General features: G+C 68.6%; 20 protein-coding genes. 8 read left to right on the plus strand and 12 right to left on the minus strand.

From position 1 onward, the window contains the following. Positions 1 to 8 precede the first annotated feature (8 nt). A complete protein-coding gene (locus tag ACE5C1_RS05575; RefSeq protein WP_374943069.1) occupies positions 9 to 1,529 on the minus strand; it encodes a PAS domain S-box protein in 1,521 nt (506 codons plus the stop codon). 206 nt (positions 1,530 to 1,735) lie between these two features. On the opposite strand from ACE5C1_RS05575, the gene ACE5C1_RS05580 reads away from it, so the two are divergent. Further along, positions 1,736 to 2,005, plus strand: a complete 270-nt coding sequence (locus ACE5C1_RS05580; RefSeq protein ID WP_374943070.1) for a GlsB/YeaQ/YmgE family stress response membrane protein — start codon at positions 1,736 to 1,738, stop codon at positions 2,003 to 2,005. 158 nt (positions 2,006 to 2,163) lie between these two features. Beyond that, complete coding sequence (locus ACE5C1_RS05585) at positions 2,164 to 2,940, plus strand: hypothetical protein (protein ID WP_374943071.1); 777 nt, start codon at positions 2,164 to 2,166, stop codon at positions 2,938 to 2,940. On the opposite strand, the gene ACE5C1_RS05590 is transcribed toward ACE5C1_RS05585, so the two are convergent. From ACE5C1_RS05590 to ACE5C1_RS05630, 9 genes are all read right to left on the minus strand, one after another. Continuing rightward, positions 2,927 to 3,607: a response regulator transcription factor gene (locus ACE5C1_RS05590; RefSeq protein WP_374943072.1), complete on the minus strand. Its 681-nt coding sequence runs from the start codon at positions 3,605 to 3,607 to the stop codon at positions 2,927 to 2,929. The genes ACE5C1_RS05585 and ACE5C1_RS05590 overlap by 14 nt on opposite strands. After that, the gene (locus tag ACE5C1_RS05595) at positions 3,604 to 6,258 is read right to left on the minus strand and encodes a DUF4118 domain-containing protein (RefSeq protein ID WP_374943073.1); all 2,655 of its coding nucleotides are present in this window, start codon (positions 6,256 to 6,258) and stop codon (positions 3,604 to 3,606) included. The genes ACE5C1_RS05590 and ACE5C1_RS05595 overlap by 4 nt, the downstream gene beginning before the upstream one ends. After that, positions 6,255 to 6,848, minus strand: coding sequence for a potassium-transporting ATPase subunit KdpC (gene kdpC, locus ACE5C1_RS05600; protein ID WP_374943074.1), 594 nt, complete (start codon positions 6,846 to 6,848; stop codon positions 6,255 to 6,257). Before kdpC ends, ACE5C1_RS05595 begins: the two co-directional genes overlap by 4 nt. A 160-nt stretch (positions 6,849 to 7,008) precedes the next feature. After that, positions 7,009 to 9,030: a potassium-transporting ATPase subunit KdpB gene (kdpB, locus tag ACE5C1_RS05605; RefSeq protein ID WP_374943075.1), complete on the minus strand. Its 2,022-nt coding sequence runs from the start codon at positions 9,028 to 9,030 to the stop codon at positions 7,009 to 7,011. A gap of 11 nt (positions 9,031 to 9,041) precedes the next feature. Further along, complete coding sequence (kdpA, locus tag ACE5C1_RS05610) at positions 9,042 to 10,733, minus strand: potassium-transporting ATPase subunit KdpA (protein ID WP_374943076.1); 1,692 nt, start codon at positions 10,731 to 10,733, stop codon at positions 9,042 to 9,044. 13 nt (positions 10,734 to 10,746) lie between these two features. Further along, positions 10,747 to 10,836, minus strand: a complete 90-nt coding sequence (locus ACE5C1_RS05615) for a potassium-transporting ATPase subunit F (RefSeq protein WP_331043521.1) — start codon at positions 10,834 to 10,836, stop codon at positions 10,747 to 10,749. A 100-nt stretch (positions 10,837 to 10,936) separates the two neighbouring features. Beyond that, on the minus strand, positions 10,937 to 11,389 hold the full coding sequence (locus ACE5C1_RS05620; RefSeq protein ID WP_374943077.1) for a DUF3833 family protein: 453 nt from the start codon (positions 11,387 to 11,389) through the stop codon (positions 10,937 to 10,939). Between the two features lie 107 nt (positions 11,390 to 11,496). Further along, entirely contained in the window at positions 11,497 to 12,240 is a 744-nt protein-coding gene (locus ACE5C1_RS05625) for a glycosyltransferase family 2 protein (RefSeq protein ID WP_374943078.1), read from the minus strand. A 62-nt stretch (positions 12,241 to 12,302) separates the two neighbouring features. Next, the gene (locus tag ACE5C1_RS05630) at positions 12,303 to 15,296 is read right to left on the minus strand and encodes a TonB-dependent receptor plug domain-containing protein (RefSeq protein WP_374943079.1); all 2,994 of its coding nucleotides are present in this window, start codon (positions 15,294 to 15,296) and stop codon (positions 12,303 to 12,305) included. 235 nt (positions 15,297 to 15,531) lie between these two features. On the opposite strand from ACE5C1_RS05630, the gene ACE5C1_RS05635 reads away from it, so the two are divergent. Genes ACE5C1_RS05635 through ACE5C1_RS05645 form a run of 3 tightly spaced genes read left to right on the plus strand, consistent with a single transcriptional unit; the run spans position 15,532 to position 18,511 of the window. Beyond that, positions 15,532 to 16,785, plus strand: coding sequence for an extracellular solute-binding protein (locus tag ACE5C1_RS05635; protein ID WP_374943080.1), 1,254 nt, complete (start codon positions 15,532 to 15,534; stop codon positions 16,783 to 16,785). Positions 16,786 to 16,829: 44 nt separating this feature from the next. Then, positions 16,830 to 17,675, plus strand: a complete 846-nt coding sequence (locus ACE5C1_RS05640) for a carbohydrate ABC transporter permease (RefSeq protein ID WP_374943081.1) — start codon at positions 16,830 to 16,832, stop codon at positions 17,673 to 17,675. Then, the gene (locus ACE5C1_RS05645; RefSeq protein ID WP_374943082.1) at positions 17,666 to 18,511 is read left to right on the plus strand and encodes a carbohydrate ABC transporter permease; all 846 of its coding nucleotides are present in this window, start codon (positions 17,666 to 17,668) and stop codon (positions 18,509 to 18,511) included. Before ACE5C1_RS05640 ends, ACE5C1_RS05645 begins: the two co-directional genes overlap by 10 nt. On the opposite strand, the gene ACE5C1_RS05650 is transcribed toward ACE5C1_RS05645, so the two are convergent. Continuing rightward, positions 18,501 to 19,592 (minus strand): ABC transporter ATP-binding protein, encoded by a 1,092-nt coding sequence (locus ACE5C1_RS05650; RefSeq protein WP_374943083.1) that lies wholly within the window; start codon positions 19,590 to 19,592, stop codon positions 18,501 to 18,503. The two genes, ACE5C1_RS05645 and ACE5C1_RS05650, sit on opposite strands and share 11 nt — an antisense overlap. 117 nt (positions 19,593 to 19,709) lie before the next feature. Next, the gene (locus ACE5C1_RS05655; RefSeq protein WP_374943084.1) at positions 19,710 to 20,093 is read right to left on the minus strand and encodes a MerC domain-containing protein; all 384 of its coding nucleotides are present in this window, start codon (positions 20,091 to 20,093) and stop codon (positions 19,710 to 19,712) included. A 59-nt stretch (positions 20,094 to 20,152) separates the two neighbouring features. Between ACE5C1_RS05655 and ACE5C1_RS05660 the strand changes: the two genes are divergently transcribed. The 3 genes from ACE5C1_RS05660 to rplM form a co-directional block, all read left to right on the plus strand. After that, positions 20,153 to 20,284, plus strand: a complete 132-nt coding sequence (locus ACE5C1_RS05660; RefSeq protein WP_374943085.1) for a hypothetical protein — start codon at positions 20,153 to 20,155, stop codon at positions 20,282 to 20,284. An 8-nt stretch (positions 20,285 to 20,292) separates the two neighbouring features. After that, positions 20,293 to 21,333: a COX15/CtaA family protein gene (locus ACE5C1_RS05665; RefSeq protein WP_374943086.1), complete on the plus strand. Its 1,041-nt coding sequence runs from the start codon at positions 20,293 to 20,295 to the stop codon at positions 21,331 to 21,333. 132 nt (positions 21,334 to 21,465) lie between these two features. After that, positions 21,466 to 21,938, plus strand: a 473-nt coding sequence (gene rplM / locus ACE5C1_RS05670; RefSeq protein WP_374943087.1) for a 50S ribosomal protein L13, incomplete at its 3' end; no start/stop codon positions are given.

The following is a 21,938-nucleotide window of genomic DNA, read 5'->3' on the forward strand; positions in this document are numbered from 1 at the left end:
GACCCCGATCATGCCTTGCGCGCGCCTGCCCGGCCGCCGATGCCACGTTCGCGCGCCCAGATCACCGCGGCGCTGCGGCGATTGACACCGATCTTGGCGTAGAGCCGCGAAACGTGATTGCGCACGGTGTTGCCCGACAGCGTCAATCGCGCCGCGATCGCCTTGTCGTCCAACCCTTCGCAGATCAGCTCCAGAACCTCACGCTCGCGCGGGCTCAGCGCCTGTGCGACCGGGGTGGCGGCGGGAGCTCCAGCATCGGGCCCTGCGCCGCGCCCCGATCCTCGGAGCGTCGCCAATTTGTCCATGATCGAGCGGCTGAACCAGCTGGCATCCTTCATCACCGCCTCGATCGCGTCGACCAGCTCCAGCTCGGTGTGCCGCCGTGCGCTGATGTCCTGATAGAGCCACAGCACGCAGGCGTCGCCGCGCAGCGAGACGCGTTCGGCCGAGACCAGGCAGTCGGCGGCGGTGCCGTCCTTGTGGAGGACACGGACGTCGCGGTTGCGGATGCCGCCGCGATGCGCGATCTCCTCTTCCACCGCGCGGCGTTGCGCGGCGTCGTTCCACAATTGCAGGTCGTCGGCGACCCGGCCGAGGATGTCCTCGCTGGCGCGTCCGGCCAGGCGGCGGAACGCTTCGTTCGCCTCGACGATGCGATACGCGTCGCCGCTGGTGACGACCATCGCGACGGGCGCCATGCGGAACACCGTGGCGAAGTGGCGTTCGCTGGCGCGCAGCGCTCCTTCGGCGCGTCTGCGGGGTTCGAGGTCGGCGAAGGTGAACAGCATGCAGCGCTCGTCGCCGAGCTCGATCGGTTGTCCCGCCAGGATCACCAGCTTGCCGTCGCCGCCCGGTATCGGCAGCTCGGATTCGACCTGCGGTATCGTCTCGCCCGCGGCCAGCCGGGCGGTGACGAGCGCGTGGCGTTCCGCCTTGGCCAGGATGTCGAGATCGCGGAGCGGCCGGCCGAGCACCGCGGCCCGGTCGTATCCGCCAAGTTCCAGGAAGCCGGCGTTGACGCGGACGTAGCGCTGGTCGGACAGGCGCAGGATAGCGGCGGGGGCCGGGTTCGCCTGGAACATCGCCTCGAACCGCGCCTCCGCCTCGAACCGCTCGGACACGTCCTGGATGACGAGCGCCAGGCAATCGGGATCGCCGCCGTCGATGTCCATGACGACATCGTGGACCTCGTGGGTCCAGCGCGGTTCGTTCTCGCCGACGGGGGCGACCTCGACGATCATGTCGGGGAAACTCTCGCCCGCCAGCATCCGCATGATCGGGTATTCGCGCCGTGCCAGCCGGTGATGGTTGCGGTGGCGCAGGCAGAAACGCTGGCAATATTCGTCCGCGGTCGCGCCGAGACCGGCGGGATCGGCGACTCCGTGCATGCGGCACGCGGCGGGATTGGCGGTGAGGATCGCACCCGCCGGATCTACCAGGATCACACCGGCCGTCAGCCCGTGTACCAGTTGTTCGAGATGCTGGAGGGTCGGTGTCGCCACCGCTCCCCCGGTCTTGTTGCGTGCCATGACCGGACAAGCGAATATTGCCCGGCGTGGTTCCGCCGCCGACTCCGGATAAGGCGAAAAACTACCTAGGACGTCGTGATCTGCGCACCAATAGGGCGCATGGCTCGGAACGCCGGTTCTGAACCGCAGGGCGCATGAGGGGTTGATGCACCAGTACCAAGCCGCGCACGTCGCGGTGCGGTCGTGGTAACAGGAAAGGCATCATCATGGGTCTCATCATCCTTCTCGTCGTCGGCGGGGTCGTCGGCTGGCTCGCGAGCCTCATCATGCGTACCGACGGGCAGCAGGGCATCTTCCTCAACATCGTCGTCGGCATCGTCGGCGCGGTGCTGGCCGGGTTCATCGTCACGCCGCTGATCGGCGGCGCGCCGATCACCAGCGGCGAGATCAGCATCCAGTCGGTGCTGGTGTCGCTGCTCGGCGCAGTCGTGCTGCTCGGCATCATCAACCTCTTCCGGCGCGGTACGGTCCGCTAACCCGCCCGCCGGTCGGCGCCGCCACCGTGTCCCGACGTACTCGGGGGTGGCGGCGCACTCGGCTGCCGCGTGCCTGGAGCCGCCACGCGCGCGCAGGCCGATCGCGCCGCCGGTACGTTGGGCAGGACCGGACACGGTCACGACCAGCCGAGAGGCCCGTGCGCAACATCGAATTCAGTTCGTGGCAGAACGTGCTCGCCACCGTGTTCAGCCTGTTGCTGGTCACCCTGATCGGAGTCGGTATCCGGCTGGTGACGCAGATGACGATCCAGCAGCGCCGCGAACGGATGAACCGCCAGATCAACGAACGGGTTCGCACGCTGATCGCGGCCTGCAAGGTGCTCGGCGGGTCGTTCACCGGCGACCTGACGGTCGACCCCCGGCACCTGCGCGCCATGCGCAAATCGGGCGAGACCGTGGACGCCGCGGGCGCCGCGATCGATCTCAGCCCCGAAACCGTGGCGGGCTCCGACCGCACCCGCCGCATCCACGATGCGATGGAGGCGGCGTTGTCGGACACCGTCCTGCTCGGCACCGAGGACCATGTGCGCCTGGCCGAACGCGCCGCGCGCGAGCTGGTCGCGGGGCACCCGGTCCACACCCACGACCTCGTCGTTTCCCTTCGCGCATTCGTTCGCGATGCGCTCGACCTCGATCCGATCCCCAGCGACCTCATGCTGCCGATGCAAGGCCCGACGCGGCCACCGGGCGGCGGCGGGCGCGGACGCGGAGCTCGACCGCTACATCGGCTATTGGAAACCGTATGCGACCAGCCACGACGAGCTCGACCGCGACGACGCGATCCAGGAGAAAGTGCGCAACGCCGTGCGGACCTTGTGCGAGGCGCTGCGGGCGCAGCGCGACGGGCGGCTGCACCAGTCGGGACAAGCGCTGCAGGAACCGCGGCCGAAGTGACGCGGGTCAGCCGCTGGTGAGGCGGTAGCCGACGCCGGGTTCGTTGCGCAGCAATACCGGCGTGGCGGCGTCCTCCTCCAGTTTGAGGCGCAGGCCGCGCATCGTGACGCGGAGATATTCGACGTCGTCGACATGCGCGTCGCCCCAGACCGCGCGGAGCAGATGGGCGTGCGTCACCACCCGGTCCGGGTGGCGCGCGAGTTCGGCGAGCACCGCATATTCCTTGCGAGTCAGCTTCACCTCGGCACCGTCGCGAAGCACCCGCCGTGCGGGCAGGTCGACCGCGACCGCGCCGAAAACCTGCGCGGCGCCGTCGTGCGGCGCGCCCGCCCGGTGCCGCAGGCCGGTGCGGATGCGCGCGACCAATTCGTCGGTGTCGAACGGCTTGACGACGTAATCGTCGGCGCCGAGATCGAGTGCCGCGACTTTCTCCGCGGTCGCATCGCGCGCGGTCAGGACGATCACCGCGCGCTCCATCGCCTTGAGCAGCGGCACGAGCTCCAGCCCGTCGCGGTCGGGCAGGCCGAGATCGAGCAGCACCAGCTCGCACCCCTCGTGCCGCGCCGCGACCAAGGCTTCCCGCGCGGTCGCCGCCTCGCCGACCGATAGCCCCGCGCGCTCGACCGCGCCGCGGACCAGGCGGCGGATCGCGGGTTCGTCGTCGACGACGAGGATGCGCGGGCTCACGCTGCGCGCTCGGGAAGCGCCCGGCGGACCGCGGCTTCGGGCCAAGACACTTCGAACACCGCACCGCCCTCGTCGCGGTTACGCCCAGTAACGCCGAGCCCCATCGCGTCTGCAAAACCCTTGACGATCGCCAGCCCGAGCCCGGTGCCGCCGCTCATGTCGTCGCCGTCGACGCGGGTGAAACGATCGAACAGCGTGGTCTCGCGCCCCTGCGGCAGACCGGGCCCGGCATCGAGCACCGCCAGTGTCACCCCGCCCGGCGCACGCCGCCCCTGGATGGTGATCGGCGTGCCCGCGTCGGCGAACTTGGCCGCATTGCCGAGCAGGTTGATGAGCACGTGGTGGAGCATCCGCGGGTCGGCCTCGACCAGCGGCAGCGTGGGCGGCACGTCGAGCACCAGCCGGTGGCGCGCGAGCTCGGCGCGGAGATCCTGCGCCGCGGCGGCAACCGCATCGGTCAGGTCGGTGGCCTCGCGCCGCACCACCAGTGCGCCCGATTCGATCCGGGTCATTTCGACCAGATCGTCGAATACCCGGCGCAGGCGGCGGGCCTCGCCCTTCAACGTTTCGGTGGTGGCGGAGGCGCCGTGCTCGGTCGCCAGCGCATCCGCTGCCGCGACGACAGCAGTCAGCGGAGTCTTCAGATCGTGGCCGATCGACGACAGCAGGGTCGCACGCAGATCGTCGCGCTGCTTCAAGGCGCTGACCTCGCGCGCATTCGCCTCCAGCTTCAGGCGTTCGTGCGCCAATGCGGCCTGGCCGACCAGCGTGGTGAACAGCACCCGCTTGTCCGCGGGCACCGGATCCCCGCTCCCGTGGCGCGCGATGCCGAGCACGCCAAGGACCCCGAGCGCGGTCTCCAGCGGATGGAATTGCCAGTCGCTCGCGGTCAGCGTGCCGGTATCGCGCCCGGCGGGCTCGCCGCGGTCGAACGCCCATTCCGCGGCTGCGGCGTCGATCGCGCCGATGGCGGGGTTCTCGGGTGCCGCGCCGATGGTGACGAGCGCGCCGCCGTCGCGGGCGAAGAGAACGGTGGCGACGTCGAGCAGATGCGCGACTTCCTCGCACACCGCGGCCGCGGTCCCGTGTTCGTCGGAGACCGCCGCCAGCCGCTGACCGAAGGCCGCGAGCGCGGCGTTCTCGGTCGCGGTGCGCGCGCCGATCGTCGCCTCGCGCTTCAATCCGCCCGCCAGCCGGCTGGCGACGATGGCGACCAATGTCAACACGACCAAAGTCACGCCGTTCTGCGGATCGCTGATCGTGAAGGTGTAGAGCGGCGCGAGGAAGAAGAAGTTGTAGGCAAGCGCGGCGGCGACGCTGGCGATCAGCGAGGAGCGCAGCCCGAACAGCGTCGCGGTGGCGATCACCGGCAGCAGATAGAGCAGGTCGATCGAATTGGGGCCGAGCACCGGCTGGACCACCACCGCCGCCGCGGTCGTCGCGGCGACCAGCGCCAGCCCGATCAGGGTTCCGCGTATCGCTGGCGGCGTGCGCGACGGCGCTTCCGCGATCTGCGACACCGGTTCGTCGCCGACCGGCACAACATGCACCGCCACCCCGTCGAGCGCACGCACCAGCCGGTCGACGACCGATCCGTGGCGCAGCTCGAACCACCAGCTGCGCCGCGACTTGCCGACGACGACCGCGGTCGCGCGGGTTTCGACGATGTGCGCGCACAGCCCGTCGAACACCGTGCGCGCGGGGACGGTCACGATCGTCGCGCCCAGGCCGCCGGCGAGTTTGAGCGCGTCGGCCATCCGCGCGCGTCCCGCCGCGCCGAGCGTCGCGTTGCGCGGCGTCTCGACGCTCACCGCGGTCCACGAAGCGTGGAGCGCGTCGGCGAGGCGCTTGGCGGCGCGGATCAGCGCGTCGCCGCCGGGCTGGTCGCCGATCGCGACGACGACGCGCTCGCCCGCCGCCCAGGTGCCGCGCTCGCCGACGCTGGCGACATGCTCCAGCAGGTGGCGGTCGACGGTCTGCGCCGCGCGCCGCAGCGCCAGTTCACGCAAGGCCGACAGGTTGGACTTGGAAAAGAAATGCCCCAGCGCGCGCGTCGCTTCGTGGGGGACATAGACCTTGCCCGCCTTCAGTCGCTCGATCAGCTCGTCGGGCGGCAGGTCGACGATCTCGATCTCGGCGTCGTCGAGGATCGCATCGGGCACCGTCTCGCGCACACGTACCCGCGTGAACCCCGCAACGACGTCGTTCAGGCTTTCGACATGCTGGACGTTCAACGTCGTCAGTACGTCGATCCCGGCGTCGCGCAGTTCCTCGATATCCTGCCAGCGTTTGGGGTGGCGGCTGCCGGGGGCGTTGGTGTGCGCGAATTCGTCGATGAGCGCGACGGACGGCTTGCGTACCAGCATCGCGTCGATGTCGAATTCGGCGAGCGTGTGCGTGCCGTGGACGATGGCGTGGCGCGGCAGCACCTCGAACGGCGCGACCAGCGCCTCGGTCTCGGCGCGGCCGTGCGTTTCGACCACGCCCGCCACCACATCGGCGCCGCCGCGCATCAGATCGGCGCCCTCTCGCAGCATCTCGAACGTCTTGCCGACGCCGGGTGCCGCGCCGAGGAAGATCTTGAGCCGCCCGCGCGCCTCGCGCCGTGCCGCTCTCAGCAACGCATCGGGGGAGGGGCGGGCATCGGTCACGGATGGGTGTTTGGCGCAGTCCGGTCGAGCTGTCGATTGAGCATGAGCACGTTGACGTGCGGCTCGCCGATCAGGCCCAGTAGGGGCGAGGCGGCGTTACGTTCGATCAATGCCCGGACCGAAGCAACGGACACGCCGCGCGCGCGTGCAATGCGGGAAACCTGGGAAAAAGCCGCCTCGGGGCTCAGATCGGGATCGAGCCCCGAGGCGGAAGTTGTGACCAGGTCAGCGGGAACAGGTCCCCCGGTCATTCCTTGTGCGCGCGCTTCGGCCACCCGGCCCGCGATCGCGTCGCGCAAATCCTTCGAACCCGGCGCCAGGTTGGTGCCGGCCGACGACGACGCGTCGTAGCCCCTGCCGGCCGCAGAGGCGCGCGGGTGGAAGTAGCGCGGCGCCGCGAAGCCCTGCGCGATCAGCTCGGAACCGACGATGCGGTCGCCATCGCGGACCAGGCTGCCGTTCGCCGGTCCCGGCATCGCCACCTGCGCGATGCCGGTGACGAGCGCGGGGTAGGCAAGTCCGGTGATCGCGGCGAGCAGGATCAGGAGGACGAGGGCGGGGCGGAGCGCCAGGCGCAATTCGGTGAACATGGGTTCAATCCTTTAAAGCTGCTGGAGGCGCGGATGATCCACACCTTCCGTTCGCCCTGAGCGCAGTCGAAGGGCATGGGATGTGGGTGACCGCTGGGCTGGTGCTTCGACTTCGCTCAGCACGAACGGGGTGGGGGCGCTCATCTGTATCGCCATCTTGCTAGGCGAGGTGGAGGCCGGTGACGGCCAGGTCGATGATCTTGATACCGACGAACGGCGCGACCAGGCCGCCCAGGCCGTAGACCGTCAGGTTGCGCGCCAGCAGCGTGCCCGCGGGCGCCGGGCGGTATTTCACGCCCTTGAGCGCCAACGGTACGAGCGCGGGGATGATGAGCGCGTTGAAGATGATCGCCGACAGGATCGCACTTTCCGGGCTGCCGAGCCGCATGACGTTGAGCACGCCGAGGCCCGGATAGAGGACGACGAAGATTGCGGGCAGAATGGCGAAATACTTGGCGACGTCGTTCGAGATAGAGAAGGTCGTCAGCGCACCGCGGGTCATCAGCAACTGCTTGCCCAGCCCGACGATCTCGATCAGCTTGGTCGGATCGCTGTCGAGGTCGACCATGTTGCCCGCCTCGCGCGCCGCCTGGGTGCCGGTGTTCATGGCCACGCCGACATCGGACTGCGCGAGCGCGGGCGCGTCATTGGTGCCGTCTCCGCACATTGCGACCAGCTTGCCGCCCTCCTGCTCCTTGCGGATCAGCGCCAGCTTGTCCTCGGGCGTCGCTTCGGCGAGGAAATCGTCGACCCCGCTCTCGGCGGCGATGCTGGCGGCGGTCAGCGGGTTGTCGCCGGTGATCATCACCGTGCGGATGCCCATCCGGCGCAGTTCGCCGAAGCGTTCGCGAATGCCCGCCTTGACGATATCCTTGAGGTGGACGACGCCGAGCAGCCGCGCGCCGTCCGCCACCGCCAACGGGGTGCCGCCGGAGCGGGCGATGTCGTCCGAGATCTTGCGCAAGGCGGCGGTGGCGGTCGGGTCGGCGGCATTGCTCAGCCGGTTCAGCACCGCGTCGACCGCTCCCTTTATCAGGCTGCGCTCGCCGATCTGTAAGCCGCTAACGCGGGTCTGCGAGGTGAACTTGATCGGCTCGGCATGATCGGGCATCGCCTCGCCTTCTCCGGCGAGCACGACGACCGACCGCCCCTCGGGGGTCTCGTCCGCAAGGCTGGCGAGCCGCGCCGCCGCGATCAGCTCGGCCGGCTGAACCCCGGCAACCGGCAGGAACGCGGTCGCCTGACGGTCGCCGATGGTGATCGTGCCGGTCTTGTCGAGCAGCAGCGTGTCGATATCGCCCGCCGCCTCGACCGCACGGCCCGACTTGGCCAGCACGTTGAAGCGGACCAGCCGGTCCATCCCCGCAATGCCGATGGCCGAGAGCAGCGCGGAGATCGTGGTCGGGATCAGCGTCACGAACAGCGCCACCAGCACCGGAACCGCAAGTGCGCCGCCAGCATAGGAGGCGAAGGCGGGCAGGGTGCCGACCGCGATAAGGAAGATCAAGGTAAGGCCCGCCAGCAGGATCGTCAGCGCGACCTCGTTGGGGGTCTTCTGGCGGCTCGCGCCCTCGACCAGCGCGATCATTCGGTCGAGGAAGCCCTGCCCAGCCGCGGCGGTGACGCGCACCTTGATGCTGTCGGAGATGACGCGAGTGCCCGCGGTCACCGCCGATCGGTCGCCGCCCGCCTCGCGGATCACCGGCGCGCTCTCGCCGGTGATCGCGGCTTCGTTGACGCTGGCGACGCCCGCGACGACCTCGCCGTCCGCCGGGATCAGGTCGCCGGTCTCGACCAGCGCGACGTCGCCGACGGCCAGGCGGCCGGCGTTGACCATCTCCCACGTGTCGCCGACCCCGGTCAGCAGCTTGGCGCGAAGTTCTGCCTTGGTCGCACGCAGGCTTGCGGCCTGCGCCTTGCCGCGGCCTTCGGCGAGTGCCTCGGCGAAGTTGCCGAACAGCACGGTCAGCCACAACCAGAACACCAGTTGCGCCTCGAATGCCGGGTTGCCGGTGCCGGTCGCGAGTCCTTTCGCAAGCAGCACGGTGGAGAGCGCCGCGACGGTCGCGGTCACGAACATCACCGGGTTACGGATCAACACGCGCGGATCGAGCTTGACGACCGCGTCGCGCGCGGCACCTGCCATCAGCGGCCCGGTGAACAGAGAGGTTTGCTCGGACATGGTGTCGTCTCTCAAAGAAGGGTGCCGGCGGCGACCTGCGCCTGGTCGGCGATCGGCCCGAGCGCGAGGGCAGGCAGGAAGGTCAGGCCGCCGACGATCAGGATGATCGCGACCAGCAGGCCGATCCACAGCAGGCCCGTGGTCGGGAAGGACCCGGCGCCGGGCGGCACGTGGCGCTTGGCCGCGAGCCCGCCGGCGATCGCCAGCACCGGCACGATCACCCCGAAGCGGCCGACGAACATGCCGAGCGCGAGCAGCAGGTTGTAGAACGGCGTGTTGCCGGTCAGCCCGCCGAACGCCGATCCATTGTTCCCGACCGCGCTGGAGAAGGCATAGAGGATCTCGCTGAATCCGTGCGGACCCTTGGCGAGCGGCCCGGCAAGTCCCGCGGACGTGACGGTGGCGATCGCGGTCAGCCCCAGGATCATCAGCGGCAGGATGGCGATGGCGATCACCGCCAGCTTCATCTCGCGCGCCTCGATCTTCTTGCCCACGTATTCGGGCGTGCGCCCGACCATCAGCCCGGCGATGAACACCGCGAGAATCGCGTAGATCAGCATGCCGTAAAAGCCCGAGCCGACCCCGCCGATCACGATCTCGCCCAGCTGGATGTTGAACATCGTCACCAGCCCGCCGAGCGGCATGAAACTGTCGTGCATGCCGATCACCGCGCCGCACGAGGCAGCGGTGGTGACGACCGCGAACAGCGCGGTCGCGGCGATGCCGAAGCGCACCTCCTTGCCCTCCATGTTGCCGCCGACAAGGCCCAGCGCATGGTGGATCGGATTGCCCGCGGCCTCTGCCCAATAGGTGACAGCGACGCCCATCAGAAAGATGACGACCATCGCCGCCAGCAAGGTCCAGCCCTGGCGCATGTTGCCGACCGCCTTGCCGAAGGTCAGCGTCAGGCCTGCGCCGAGCACGAAGATCGACAGCATCTGGATGAAGTTGACCAGCGCGGACGGGTTTTCGAACGGGTGCGCGGAATTGGCGTTGAAGAAGCCGCCGCCGTTGGTGCCGAGCATCTTGATCGCGAGCTGCGACGCGACGGGCCCGACCGCGATCAGCTGCTGCGCACCCTCCATCGTCGTCGCGGCGACCGATGCACCGAAGGTCTGCGGCACGCCGAGCGCGACGTAAACGAGCGCCAGCACGAACGAAGCGGGCAGCAGCAGGTAGAGCGTGACCCGGGTCACATCGACCCAGAAATTGCCGATACCGCTTGCCTGGCGCCGCGCGAAGCCGCGGATGAAGGCGAACGCAACCGCGATTCCCGTCGCAGCGGAGAGAAAGTTCTGCACCGTGAAGCCGAGCATCTGGCTGAGATACGACATCGTCGCCTCGCCGCCGTAATTCTGCCAATTGGTGTTGGTAACGAAGCTGACCGCGGTGTTGAGCGCGAGCAATGTCTCGACACTACCATAGCCTTGCGGGTTGAGCGGCAGCGCGCCCTGGAGCTTGAGGACCAGGACCAGGAACGCAATCCCCGCGACGTTGAAGACCAGCAACGACACCGCATAGCCGAGCCAGCCCTGTTGCGCCTTCGGATCGATTCCCGCCAGCTTGTAGAAGCCGTGCTCGACGCCGCCGAGCGGCAGCGTCTCGCGGGCATACAGTGCATAGAGCCATGCCCCGGCGGGCTTGGCGAGCGCCACGAAGAGCGCGGTGTAGAGGAGGATCATACCCCATCCGGCCAGTGTCATGCCCTGCACCACCTCAATACCGCTCTGGCTGCGCCAGCACGGCGAGCAGATAGACGAGGACGATAGCAGCGACGATCGCGCCGAGAATCAGGTCGAAGGACATGGGGCCGCCTTTGATGAACCGGACCCGGCGAGTGCCCCCAACCTGCGTTAGCGCGCGCGGTGAAAAAGCGGATGCAGCGTAAGGCGCGCGTAAAGCGGGCTCAGTCGATCTTGCGGATCGTCTCGTCGAGGACGGCCACGCGAATGCCGAACTTGCGCACGACGAGATGGTTCTGCGCGGCTCGACCGCCGGGTTGGAGCACCAGCCACTGCTCGACCGCGAACCCGCCCTTGGCGTTGAAGCGAATGTGCAGGCGGTTGCCCGATATGTCGGCGGTCACGGGTCCGGCGGCATCGCTCAAGTCGCCCGCGTAATGCCCCGGCGCCACCTGCCGGAGGTGCCACCGGCGGGTGCGCGCGGCCTTGCCTTCCTGCTCGACGCGCTGGACCAGCGTCAACGTGCCGTCGATGGTCTTGCCTTCGCCCGACACACGCACCGTTCGCATTCCCGACATCAGTGCCTTGAGTCGTCCGTTCCCTTGCGTATGCCCATCGAAGAAGGCGATCGGGTCGAACGGATGCCCGGCCGCTTCGCCGCGCGGTGGGACCGGCATGGGAGAAGTCGCACAGGCCGAGAGGGAGACGAGGGCAAAGGCCGTAAGATAGCGCATGGGGAGCATCCTGGCGGCCGATCCGCTCCGCTCCAACGCGCGGGCGGTGCCTAGTTCGCCGGGGCCGCGCAATAAGGGTGCGACAGGATGCGACCCGCGTTGCCCCGGCCAATCTCGACGTCCGCGACCAGCCGCGCGCCGATGACGGTGCGATAGAGCGCGACGGTGTCGTCGATGCGCGCGAACCGCGCACCCGTAGCGCCGGCGCGCACGTAGAAGTCCCAGTCGTTGCAATTGTGAAACGACGGATCGAAGCCGCCGACCCCGAACACCGTCGCGCGCCGCACCATCGACCAGCTCGGCCCGACCACACCGCCGGTGGCGAGCGCGCCGCGGATATCGCCGCCGTCCCAGCCGCACTCGGGGCCGCCCGGCTGCTCGCCGGGTTCGACGCGGGCGAAATGGCCGACGACGACATCGACGTCGCGCGTCTCGCCGGCGCGCAGCAGCGCGCGCGCTGCGCCGGGCAACCAGACGTCGTCGCTGTCGAGGAAGGCGAGCCAGGGCGCGCGGGTCGATGCCGCCCCGGCGTTGCGGGCGTGCGACGCGCCGCCGTTGCGCGGCAGCAGGATCGCCGAGACGCGCGGATAGCGGTTCGCCAGACCCGCGATCACCGCGGCGCTGGCGTCGGTCGATCCGTCATCGACGACGATCACCCGTTCGGGCGCTGGATCCTGCCGCAGCACGCTCCTGACCGCATCGGCAACGACGTGGGCGCGATTGTAGCAAGGGATGACGACATCGTACCCCGGCAGCGGCGAATCGAAGGAGGCAAGCGGATGCGGGGTGTTCATCCGCTTGCCTAACCTCAGTCGCTATCCTCGATCAAGATGCGGGTGTCCGAAGGAGAGAAGCGTCAGCGGGGCTCGGGCCTGATCTTCACGCCGACGTAGAAAAAACGCCCGAGCGGCGAGATCGGATTGTTGGTGCCGAAGCTCGCCGGGTCGGGTTTCTGATCGGTCAGGTTGGTGACGCCGCCATAGAAGGCGAAGCCGTCGGGTAGCTGGTATTGCGCCTGCAGGTCGTGCTGCCAGAGCGCGTCGTTGCGGATGTAGCGCCCCGCCGCGACATCCGGGTTCGCCGCCAACGTATTGCGATCGAAGGCGAGCGTCGCGTCGAACCAGCGCAGGTTGTAGTTCAGGTTGAAGCCACCCAGCGTCCAGCTTGGTGAGAAGTTGGCGTTCCAGCGCGGACCTTTGTTGGTCCCGGATTGATCAAGGTTGTCGGTGACGGGCGCGCCGATGATGCCGGTGAAGTCCAGCCGGTTCAGATAGCCGCCGACCAGCCGGAAATCGAAGGTGCCGACGCTCGCCGTGCGCAGCAGATAGTCGAGGTTGATGTCCAACCCCGACGTTCGAAAGCTGGCGACGTTCTGCGGGCTGACGCGGAAGTTCACGATGGAGCCGACCTTGAAGCCAAGGCCGGCAAGAGCCGGGTTGGCCGCGAGATAGCCAGCGTCGGCGCGCGTGATGGCAGCGCAGAACGGGTTGGCCGTGGTCGGCTGGTCGACGCACAGATTGGCCAGGTCGGACGGTGTCACCTGGTTGATCGCGTCCTTGAGGCGGATGTCGTACCAGTCGGCCGACGCGGTGAAGCCGCGCAGGAAACTGGGACGCACGACGATGCCCGCGGTCCAGGTCCGCGCCCTCTCCGCCCGCAGGTCGGCGTTGCCGGACTGAACGCCGGTGACGAAGTTCACGGTCTGGAGCGCCGTGCTGGACGTTGCGCCGACCGCCGCCAACGCCGCGGTGCAGTTCGCGACGCGGTACTGGGTCCCGTTACCGATCTGCGCCGGCGTGCAGGGGTCCGTGAAGAAGTTCGAGCTGGTGAAACGCGGCTGGAACAGTTCGCCGATGTTGGGTGCCCGCACCGACTGGCCATACGAGCCGCGGAACGTCACGTCGCGCACGGGCGCATAGACGCCGTTGAACTGCCATGTCTTCGTGTGGCCGACGGTGGAATAATCCGAGTAACGGCCCGCTGCGCCGAACGACAGCGTTTGCGCGAATGCCACGTCTTTGAAAAGCGGCACGTTCAGCTCGCCGAACGCCTCCTTGACGTCGAACTTGCCGCTGCTCGGCAGCACCAGCGATGGTTCGTCGTATTGGAAGAAGCGCGCATTTATCAGATTGTCGCTAGGGCGGAAGCGGCTTGTCTCGCGCCGGTACTCCCCGCCGAACGCGAATTGGATCGGCCCGCCCGGCAGCTCGAAGAACTGGCCGAAGTCGCCGGACAAGGATGCGCTGGCGACCTGTTGCGTGATGCGGGCGCCGCTTCGATCGTTGACCTGGAAATAGGCGAGCTGCTGCGCCGTTGCCGGGCCTGCCCCGAACAGGCTGATCGGCACGCAGCCGCTGTTCGGATCGGTCAGCGTGATTCGACAAACCACCTGCCCGCCCGGAGCCCTGACCGCGTCGAGCGCCTGCGTGTAGCGATCGGCCAGCCGGTCGCCGATGCGCGTGATCTGCACGTCGGTGCGACCGTATTCGTAATAGGCATCATAGGTCGCATGGTCGGAGATGCGGCCCGACACGTCGGCGACGCCGCGATAGGTGCGCCGCCGGTTCGATTCCCCCTGCCGGCCATAGTCGATGTTGTCGCGGTTGACGTACAGCGTGTCGGCCCCCGCGCCCCGCGCCGCGCTGCTGATCGCGGTCGGCACGAACGGATTGTCGACCGCGATCGGCTGGAAATAGGTTCCAAAATACGCGCCGTTGCTGCTGGCGCGGGTCTGCACGAACTTGCCCTCCAGCGACAGCTTGAATGCGTCGGAGAAATCGTAATGCGTCAGCAGGTTGACGTCGTGGCGTTCCGTTTTCGGGAACAGATCGCCCTGGTAAAAGCCTGCAACAGGCGTGTTCACGCCGCCCGTGGCATAATAAGCGGCCGGCGTGCCGTTATCGTATGGCCGCCCCAGTCCGTCGAAACTGGGCGTTCCTTCACCGCCGACGAACACCGCGCCGAGCGGCGATTCGTTGGGGTAGCGCAGGTCGCCGACCAGGATGTTGTCGGGCACGTTGGGATCGTCGTTCGCGTCCGCATCGTTGGGGATCAGGAACTTGCGATTGCCCTGGCGCAGAAACTTGCGCTGGTCGTTCGCAACCGGGGCGTCGAAATTATATTCGTAGGCCAATGTCACATTGGCGCGCCCATCGGCGAAATTGTGGCCGGCGATGACCGAGGCGAAGCGGTTGGCGGCGTCGCCATATTGCGAGACGCCGAACTGCGCGCGCGCGCCGACGCCCTCGAAATCGCGCTTGAGGATGAAGTTGACGACCCCGGTGACGCCGTCGGCGCCATAGACCGCCGACACCGCGCCGGTCAGCACGTCGGTGCGCTCGATCAGGTCGGTCGGAATGCTGTTGATGTCCACCGCAGCACTGTTCGCTTCGCCCGCGACATGGCGGCGGCCATTGACCAGCACCAAGGTGCGGTTGGTGCCCAGATTGCGCAGATTGAGCTCGTTCAGCCCGGCGACGCCGAACTGCCCGCTCGATACGCCATTGCCGCCCGAGGTCTGCGTCACGTCGCGCGATCCGGTCAGCGCGGGCACGCGTTGCAGGAAGGTGGTGACGTTGGTGTTGCCCGATTGCTGAAGCGCGGCGGCGTTGAACGAGACGATCGGGTTGGGCGCCGCGAACTCCGGCCGGGCGATGCGCGAGCCGGTGACGACCACCTCGTTGCCCTGCGCCTCGGCGGGCGACGCCGCGGCGGCTTGGTCGGGCTGCGCATCCGCTGCCGGCGTTTCGGTTTGCGCCGCGGGTGGCGGAGTCTGCGCATGCGCGGCGACCGGCGCGAGCAGCAGCGCGGCGCCGGCGAGCAGGCGGGGGCGGTGGGCGGCCAAAGACATTGTTTTCTCCCTGATCTTTGCCGCCCGGTGCAACCGACACGGGGCGTTCCGTCAACCGGCAATTGCGCGAAGCCTTGCAATTGCCGGACGAGTGATGCGCCACCGCCACGTTCTCTCGACCCTCGTCTAACCTGTGTTGTGCTGAGCGATTCGGTTTGCGCTTGGGGCGCAAGCGTTCGAACCCTATGGATCAATTGAGGAGAGGCTCGGCGACACCGTTGCGCGACACGACAGCATGGCATTGATCACGCGCCGCGCCGCGCTGGGCCTCGCCGCCGGCGCCTCGCTCGCGGCCTGTGCACGGGGGCGGCGCGATGGCGGGCTGACCTGGTGGGCGATGGGCACGACCGGCGAGAACGCGCCGCTGCTGCTGCCGCCGTTCGAGCGCGCGACTGGCATCCATGTCGATATACAGACGGTGCCGTGGACCGGCGCGCACGAGAAACTGCTGACCGGCTTCGCGGGCAATTCGCTTCCCGACGTGACCATGCTCAACAGCGCCTGGCTGCCCGAGCTGGCGCTGGTCGGCGCGCTGGCGCCGCCGCCCGCGGACTCGTTGCTGCTCGCCGACCAGTTTCCGGGCGCGCTCGCCTCGGTACAGGTCGACGGGCGGGCGGTGGCGGTGCCGTGGACCGCGGACAGCTGGGTGCAATATTACCGCCGCGATCTGCTGGCCGAGGTCGGCTATGCCGCGCCGCCACTGGTCTGGGCCGAATGGACGCGGATGGCGCAGGCGATCAAGCGCCGTCACCCCAATCGCTACGCGACGCTCCACCTGCTCGACTGGCCGGAGCCGCTGTTCGCTTTCGCCGCGCAGACCGGCGAGCCGTTCCTGCGCGATCGCGATACGCGGGGCAATTTTTCCTCGGCGGGGTTCCGGGCCGCGCTCGCCTTCTACGCGTCGATCTATGCCGCTGGCTTCTCGCCGCGGATCACCGGTGCGGAGGTAGGCGACACCTATATTGCGTTCCGCCGCGGCTGGTTCGCGATCCTGCCGTCGGATGCGGTGACCATCGGCGACCTGCGCCGTCGCGAAAACGTCATCCCGCGCAAGCTCTGGGCGGTGGCGGGTACGCCCGGGCCATCCGGCGCGGGAACGGCGCTGGCGCGCGGCGCCTGCCTGGCGGTCAGCCATAATGCCCGCGACCCGGAGCGCGCCTGGCGGCTGGTCGGCTATCTGTGCGGCGCGGCGGCGCAGCAGCGGATGTACGGCATCACCGGCGACCTGCCGACCCGCCCGAGCGCGTGGAACGGCCCCGGGCTGGCGGGCGACCCGGTCTCCGACCTCTTCGCGAGGCAGATCGCGGACAGCGTCGCGCCGCCCGCGGTGCCCGAATGGGAGCGGATCGTGACGGAGGTCCAGCTGGTCGCCGAACACATGGTCCGCGGCGAATACGGCGTAGACGCCGCGACGCGCGAGATGGACAAGCGCGTCGACCGTATCCTGGAGAAGCGCCGCTGGCTGCTCGACCGGGGACGCGCGGCATGAGCCGGCAAGGGACACGCCAAGGCCGCGCGGGACTCGCGTTCACGATGCCTGTCCTCGTCGCCACCTTGCTGGTGCTGGTCGTGCCGACCGCGGGCGCGCTGCTGCTCAGCGTCACCGATTTCGACATCTACGCGCTCGCGGACCTCGCCAACCTGCGCTTCATCGGCGCCGGCAATTACGCCGAGCTCGTCCGCACGCCGCTGTTCTGGCATGCGGTCGCCAACACCGCGCTGTTCGCCGCGATCGGCGTGCCCGCCGCGATCGGCACATCGCTCGCCGCCGCGCTGCTCGTCAGTTCGGCGACGGTGCGGTGGAAGCCGGTGTGGCGGCTGCTGCTGTTCGCGCCCTATGTCACCACATTGGTCGCGACGGCTTTGGTGTGGCGCTATGTCCTCGACGCGCGCAGCGGGCTGCTCAACTACGCGCTGTCGCTCGCCGGCATCGCACCGGTCGACTGGCTCGGGAACCCAGGCACCAGCATTCCCGCCACGCTGATCTTCATCGTGTGGAAGGCGTTCGGCTACAACATGCTGGTCTTCGTCGCCGCACTGTCGACGGTGTCGCAGGATTTGCAGGAGGCCGCGCGGCTCGACGGCGCAGGCGCGTGGTCGCGATTCCGCCACGTCACCTTGCCCGCGATCGGCCCGGCGCTGCTGCTTGCCGCGGTGCTGAGCGTCGCCAACTTCCTCCAGATCTTCACCGAACCCTATGTGATGACCCACGGCGGCCCTGCGCAGAGTACGGTGACGTTGCTGTATTTCATGTTCGATCAGGGGTTCACCTGGTGGAACCTGGGCATGGCGTCGGCGGTCGCGGTGCTGCTGTTCGTCGTCATCCTGCTGCTGACCGCGGCACAGGCGCGGCTGGGGAGGCGATACGAATGGCTGTGAAGGGGCTGGTGCGCACGCTCGCCGTCGGTGCGCTGGCGCTCGTCACCGCCGCGCCACTGGTGTGGATGGTCAACGTGTCGCTGATGCCCAAGGGCGCAGCGACGACCTTTCCGCCACCGTTCTGGCCCGACCACGCGACGCTGGCGAACTACCGCGAACTGCTGTTCGCGCATGTCGATGCGAGCGGCGGATCGACCAGCTACCGGATCGGGCCCGCGATCCTCAACAGCGTGGCGTTGGCGACGCTGGCGACGCTGCTCGGCCTCGCGCTGACCGTCCCTGCGGGATACGCCTTTGCCAAGCTGCGCTTCACCGGCCGCGCGGCGCTGCTCCAGGCGCTGCTCGCGCTGGCGGTGGTCCCGGCGCAGGTGGCGATGCTGCCGTTGTTCCTGATGCTGAAATGGGTAGGGCTGGTGAACACCTATGCGGGCGTGCTCGCGCCCGGGCTGGCGGGCGTCTACGGCGTGCTGTTCGTACGGCAGGCGACGCTGGCGATCCCCGACGAGATGCTCGATGCCGCACGCGTCGACGGCGCCAGCGAATGGCGCATCTTCACGGGCATCGTGCTGCCGCTGCTGACACCCGTCGTGGTGACGCTGGCGCTGTTCACCTTCCTGGCGAGCTGGAGCGATTTCCTGTGGCCGCTGATCGCGATCACCGATCAGTCGCTCTACACGCTCCCGGTCGCGCTTGCCGCGATCGCGCGCGAGCATGCGCGCGATACCGAGCTGATGATGGCGGGCGCGGTCGTCACCACCGCGCCGGTGTTGCTGCTGTTCCTGGCCTTGCAGCGCTATTATTTCAGTGGCGTCCTCGGCGGCGGCGTCAAGGGGTGAGGCGGGGGTAGGCGGCTCCGTCTTCGGCGAACAGATGCGCGTTCACCGCCGCGACCGAGAAGCACAAGGCTTCGCCGAGCGTCACCTGACGGTCGCTCGGCAATTGCGCGACGATACTGCCGAGCGTGCCTGCTTCTCCCAGATGCGCGAACGATAGCGGGCCGAGCCGCTCGAATAGCTCGACCCGCCCGCCGAACGGGCCGCCGGGATCGGGATGCAGATGCTCGGGGCGGACGCCCAGTGTCGCAGCCGCACCGACCGCCGTGGGCGGCACGTGGACGGCGACATGCGTCTCGGCGCCACCCGGCAGCGTCACGACCGCCCCCGCCGCGTCGGCGCGTGCGATCCTCACCGGCAGCAGGTTCATCGCCGGCGACCCGATCGCCTCCGCCACCCGGATCGTCGCGGGGGCGGCGTACAGATCGAGCGGCGCGCCGACCTGCTCGACCCGCCCGTGCGCCATCACGACGATGCGGTTGGCGAGCGTCATCGCCTCGATCTGGTCGTGGGTGACGTAGATCATCGTCGCACCGAGCCGCTGGTGCAGCCGTGCGAATTCGTGCCGCATGCGCACGCGCAACCCGGCATCCAGGTTCGACAGCGGCTCGTCGAGCAGCAGCACCGCCGGATCGCGGACGATTGCGCGGCCGATCGACACCCGTTGCCGCTGCCCGCCCGACAGCGCCCGCGGCCGCCGGTCGAGCAGCGCGCCGAGCTCCAGCAGCTCGGCGACCGCCGCAACCTTGGCGGCGATCACCTCCTTGTCGACCTTGGCCATGCGCAGCGGAAACGCGATGTTCTCGGCGACGCTCAGATGCGGGTAGAGCGCATAGGATTGGAACACCATTGCGATGCCGCGCGCGGCGGGCTCCAGCGCGGTGACGTCGCGCCCGCCGATCAGGACGCGGCCGGCGCTCGGGGTCTCCAGGCCCGCGATCAGCCGCAGCAGCGTCGACTTGCCGCACCCCGATGGGCCGACGATGACGACGAATTCGCCGTCCTCGATCGCCAGATCGGTGGGGTGGAGCGCGGTCGCCGCGCCGAAACTCTTGGCCAGGCCTTCGACGGCGACGCTGCTCATGCGCACATCCGTAGGCCGCACGGGAGTGCGGTCAACTCCGTTCCGGCGCTGGAGCCGACGCGGGCAGCAGGGCGTTCCAGAACATCGGCGTGCTTCCGCGAGCGGATCTCCCGCGGTCTATCGACGCGGCATGCTTGCACAACCGCGGCGGTTCAGCACGTGCGCGGTGGCGAGCAACGCGACCCCGGCGATCGTCCATGCGGTCTCGCTCGCGCCATGCGGCATCGCAAGCGCCGTCGCCATGAAGCCGATGCCGACCGCGCCCGTCACCAATGGCGCCAGCCGCCGATGCACCAGCGCACCGCGCCCCAGCGCCACCGCGCCCAGCGCGATCGCCAGCGCCAGTCCCCCCTCGTGGATGATCGGATTGCTCAGCATGCCGCCCGCTGCGGACATCAACGCGAGCAGCACCGATGTCGCCAGGCAATGAACGACGCACAGCCCAGAAAGCGCGATCGCGACTCGATCCAGGATGGGGGAGGGGCCGTGGCGCACGATCATCGAGCGCGCTATGGACCGATACGCACCAAGATACAATATCTTATTACTCTATACCTGGCGTGGACCTGCAAGACGGCGATGTGTTCGCAAAACGGTCGGAGAAGCCCGAGTTGACCGACTTCCAAAGACGATACGGCCAGAACTTTTCCGATCACGCCGCCGCGCTGGCGCAACTCGGCGCGAACGCCTAACTACGGGTATGCTCCAACCCAGCGCCGCTTTCCTCTCGCCTGCCCGCCCGCGTGCCGTCGCGCGCTGGCTCCTTGCGGTCGCGGCGCTGATCGTCGCGATGGTCGTCGTCGGCGGCATCACCCGGCTGACCAACTCCGGGCTATCTATCACCGAATGGAAGCCGATCACCGGCATCGTCCCGCCGTTGAACGAGGCGCAGTGGCAGGCGGAGTTCGCGCAGTACAAACGCATTCCCGAATACCGCCAGATCAACGCCAACATGACGCTCGCCGGGTTTCAGGCGATCTTTTTCTGGGAATACCTGCACCGCGTGCTGGGGCGCGTCATCGGCCTGGCGTTCGCGCTGCCGCTGCTATGGTTCGCGATGCGGCGGCGTATCCCCCAGGGCTATGGCTGGCGGCTGAGTGCGCTGCTCGCGCTCGGCGGGTTCCAGGGCGCGATCGGCTGGTGGATGGTCGCCTCGGGCCTGTCGGTGCGCACCGATGTCAGCCACGTTCGCTTGGCGGTCCACCTGCTGACCGCCTTGACGATCCTCGCCGGGATCGTTTGGACCGCACTCGACCTGCTGACGCTTCATCACGACCGCTCGGCTCCGCCTGCGCGGCTGCGCCCGGTCGCGATCGGTGCGTTGGCGCTGCTGTTCGCGCAACTGCTCTACGGCGCGCTGACCGCCGGGCTCGACGCGGGCTATGCCTTCGCCAGCTGGCCGCTGATGGGCGATGCGCTGTTCCCGGCGGGGGTGCCGATGGCGGATCCGGCGTGGCGCAACGCGATCGACAATCCGGTGGTCGTCCAGTTCATCCACCGCTGGTTCGCCTTCGTCGCCGCGAGCGCGCTCGTCTGGCTGGCGGTGCGCGCATGGCAAAGCGCGCCGCGCACCGCGATGGTCGTCGTGGCGCTGGTCGGCCTGCAGATCGTGCTCGGCGTCGCGACGCTGCTGTCGGGCGTCCAGATCGACCTGGCGGTGGCGCATCAGGCCAATGCCGCGCTGCTGCTGATCGCCACGGTCTGCGCCGGCCACGCACTGGGCAGCGACCGCGCGCGATAGCGCCGGTATCTCAGTACCCGTCAGCAAACCCGCAGTTTGCTTGACTTTGGCGGGTCTGCGCGCCATTGCCAGCCCGTCCGCGCCGTCCCACAAGGGCGGCGTCGCTCGTTTTGAATCCGAAAGGTCAGCCCCATGAAGGCGCTCATGAAGACCACCAAGTCGGCCAAGCCGCACGAGGTGGAAAAGAAGTGGCACATCGTCGACGCCGAGAATCTCGTCGTCGGCCGCGCCGCGGTGGTCATCGCGAACGTGCTCCGCGGCAAGCACAAGACAAGCTTCACCCCGCATGTCGACTGCGGCGACAACGTCGTCGTGGTCAACGCCGGCAAGATCCGCTTCACGTCGAACAAGGCGGAGAAGAAGGTCTATTACAAGCACACCGGCTATGCCGGCGGGATCAAGGAGGTCACCGCCGCCAAGATCCTGGAAGGCCGCTTCCCGGAGCGCGTGCTGGAAAAGGCCGTCGAGCGCATGATCCCGCGCGGGCCGCTCGGCCGCCAGCAGATGCGCAATCTCCGCATCTTCGCCGGCACCGAGCATCCGCACACCGCCCAGAACCCCGAGACCCTCGACATCGCCGGCATGAGCCGCAAGAACAAGGTGGG

This window comes from Sphingomonas sp. (assembly GCF_964263785.1).
Classification (GTDB): Bacteria; Pseudomonadota; Alphaproteobacteria; order Sphingomonadales; family Sphingomonadaceae; genus Sphingomonas.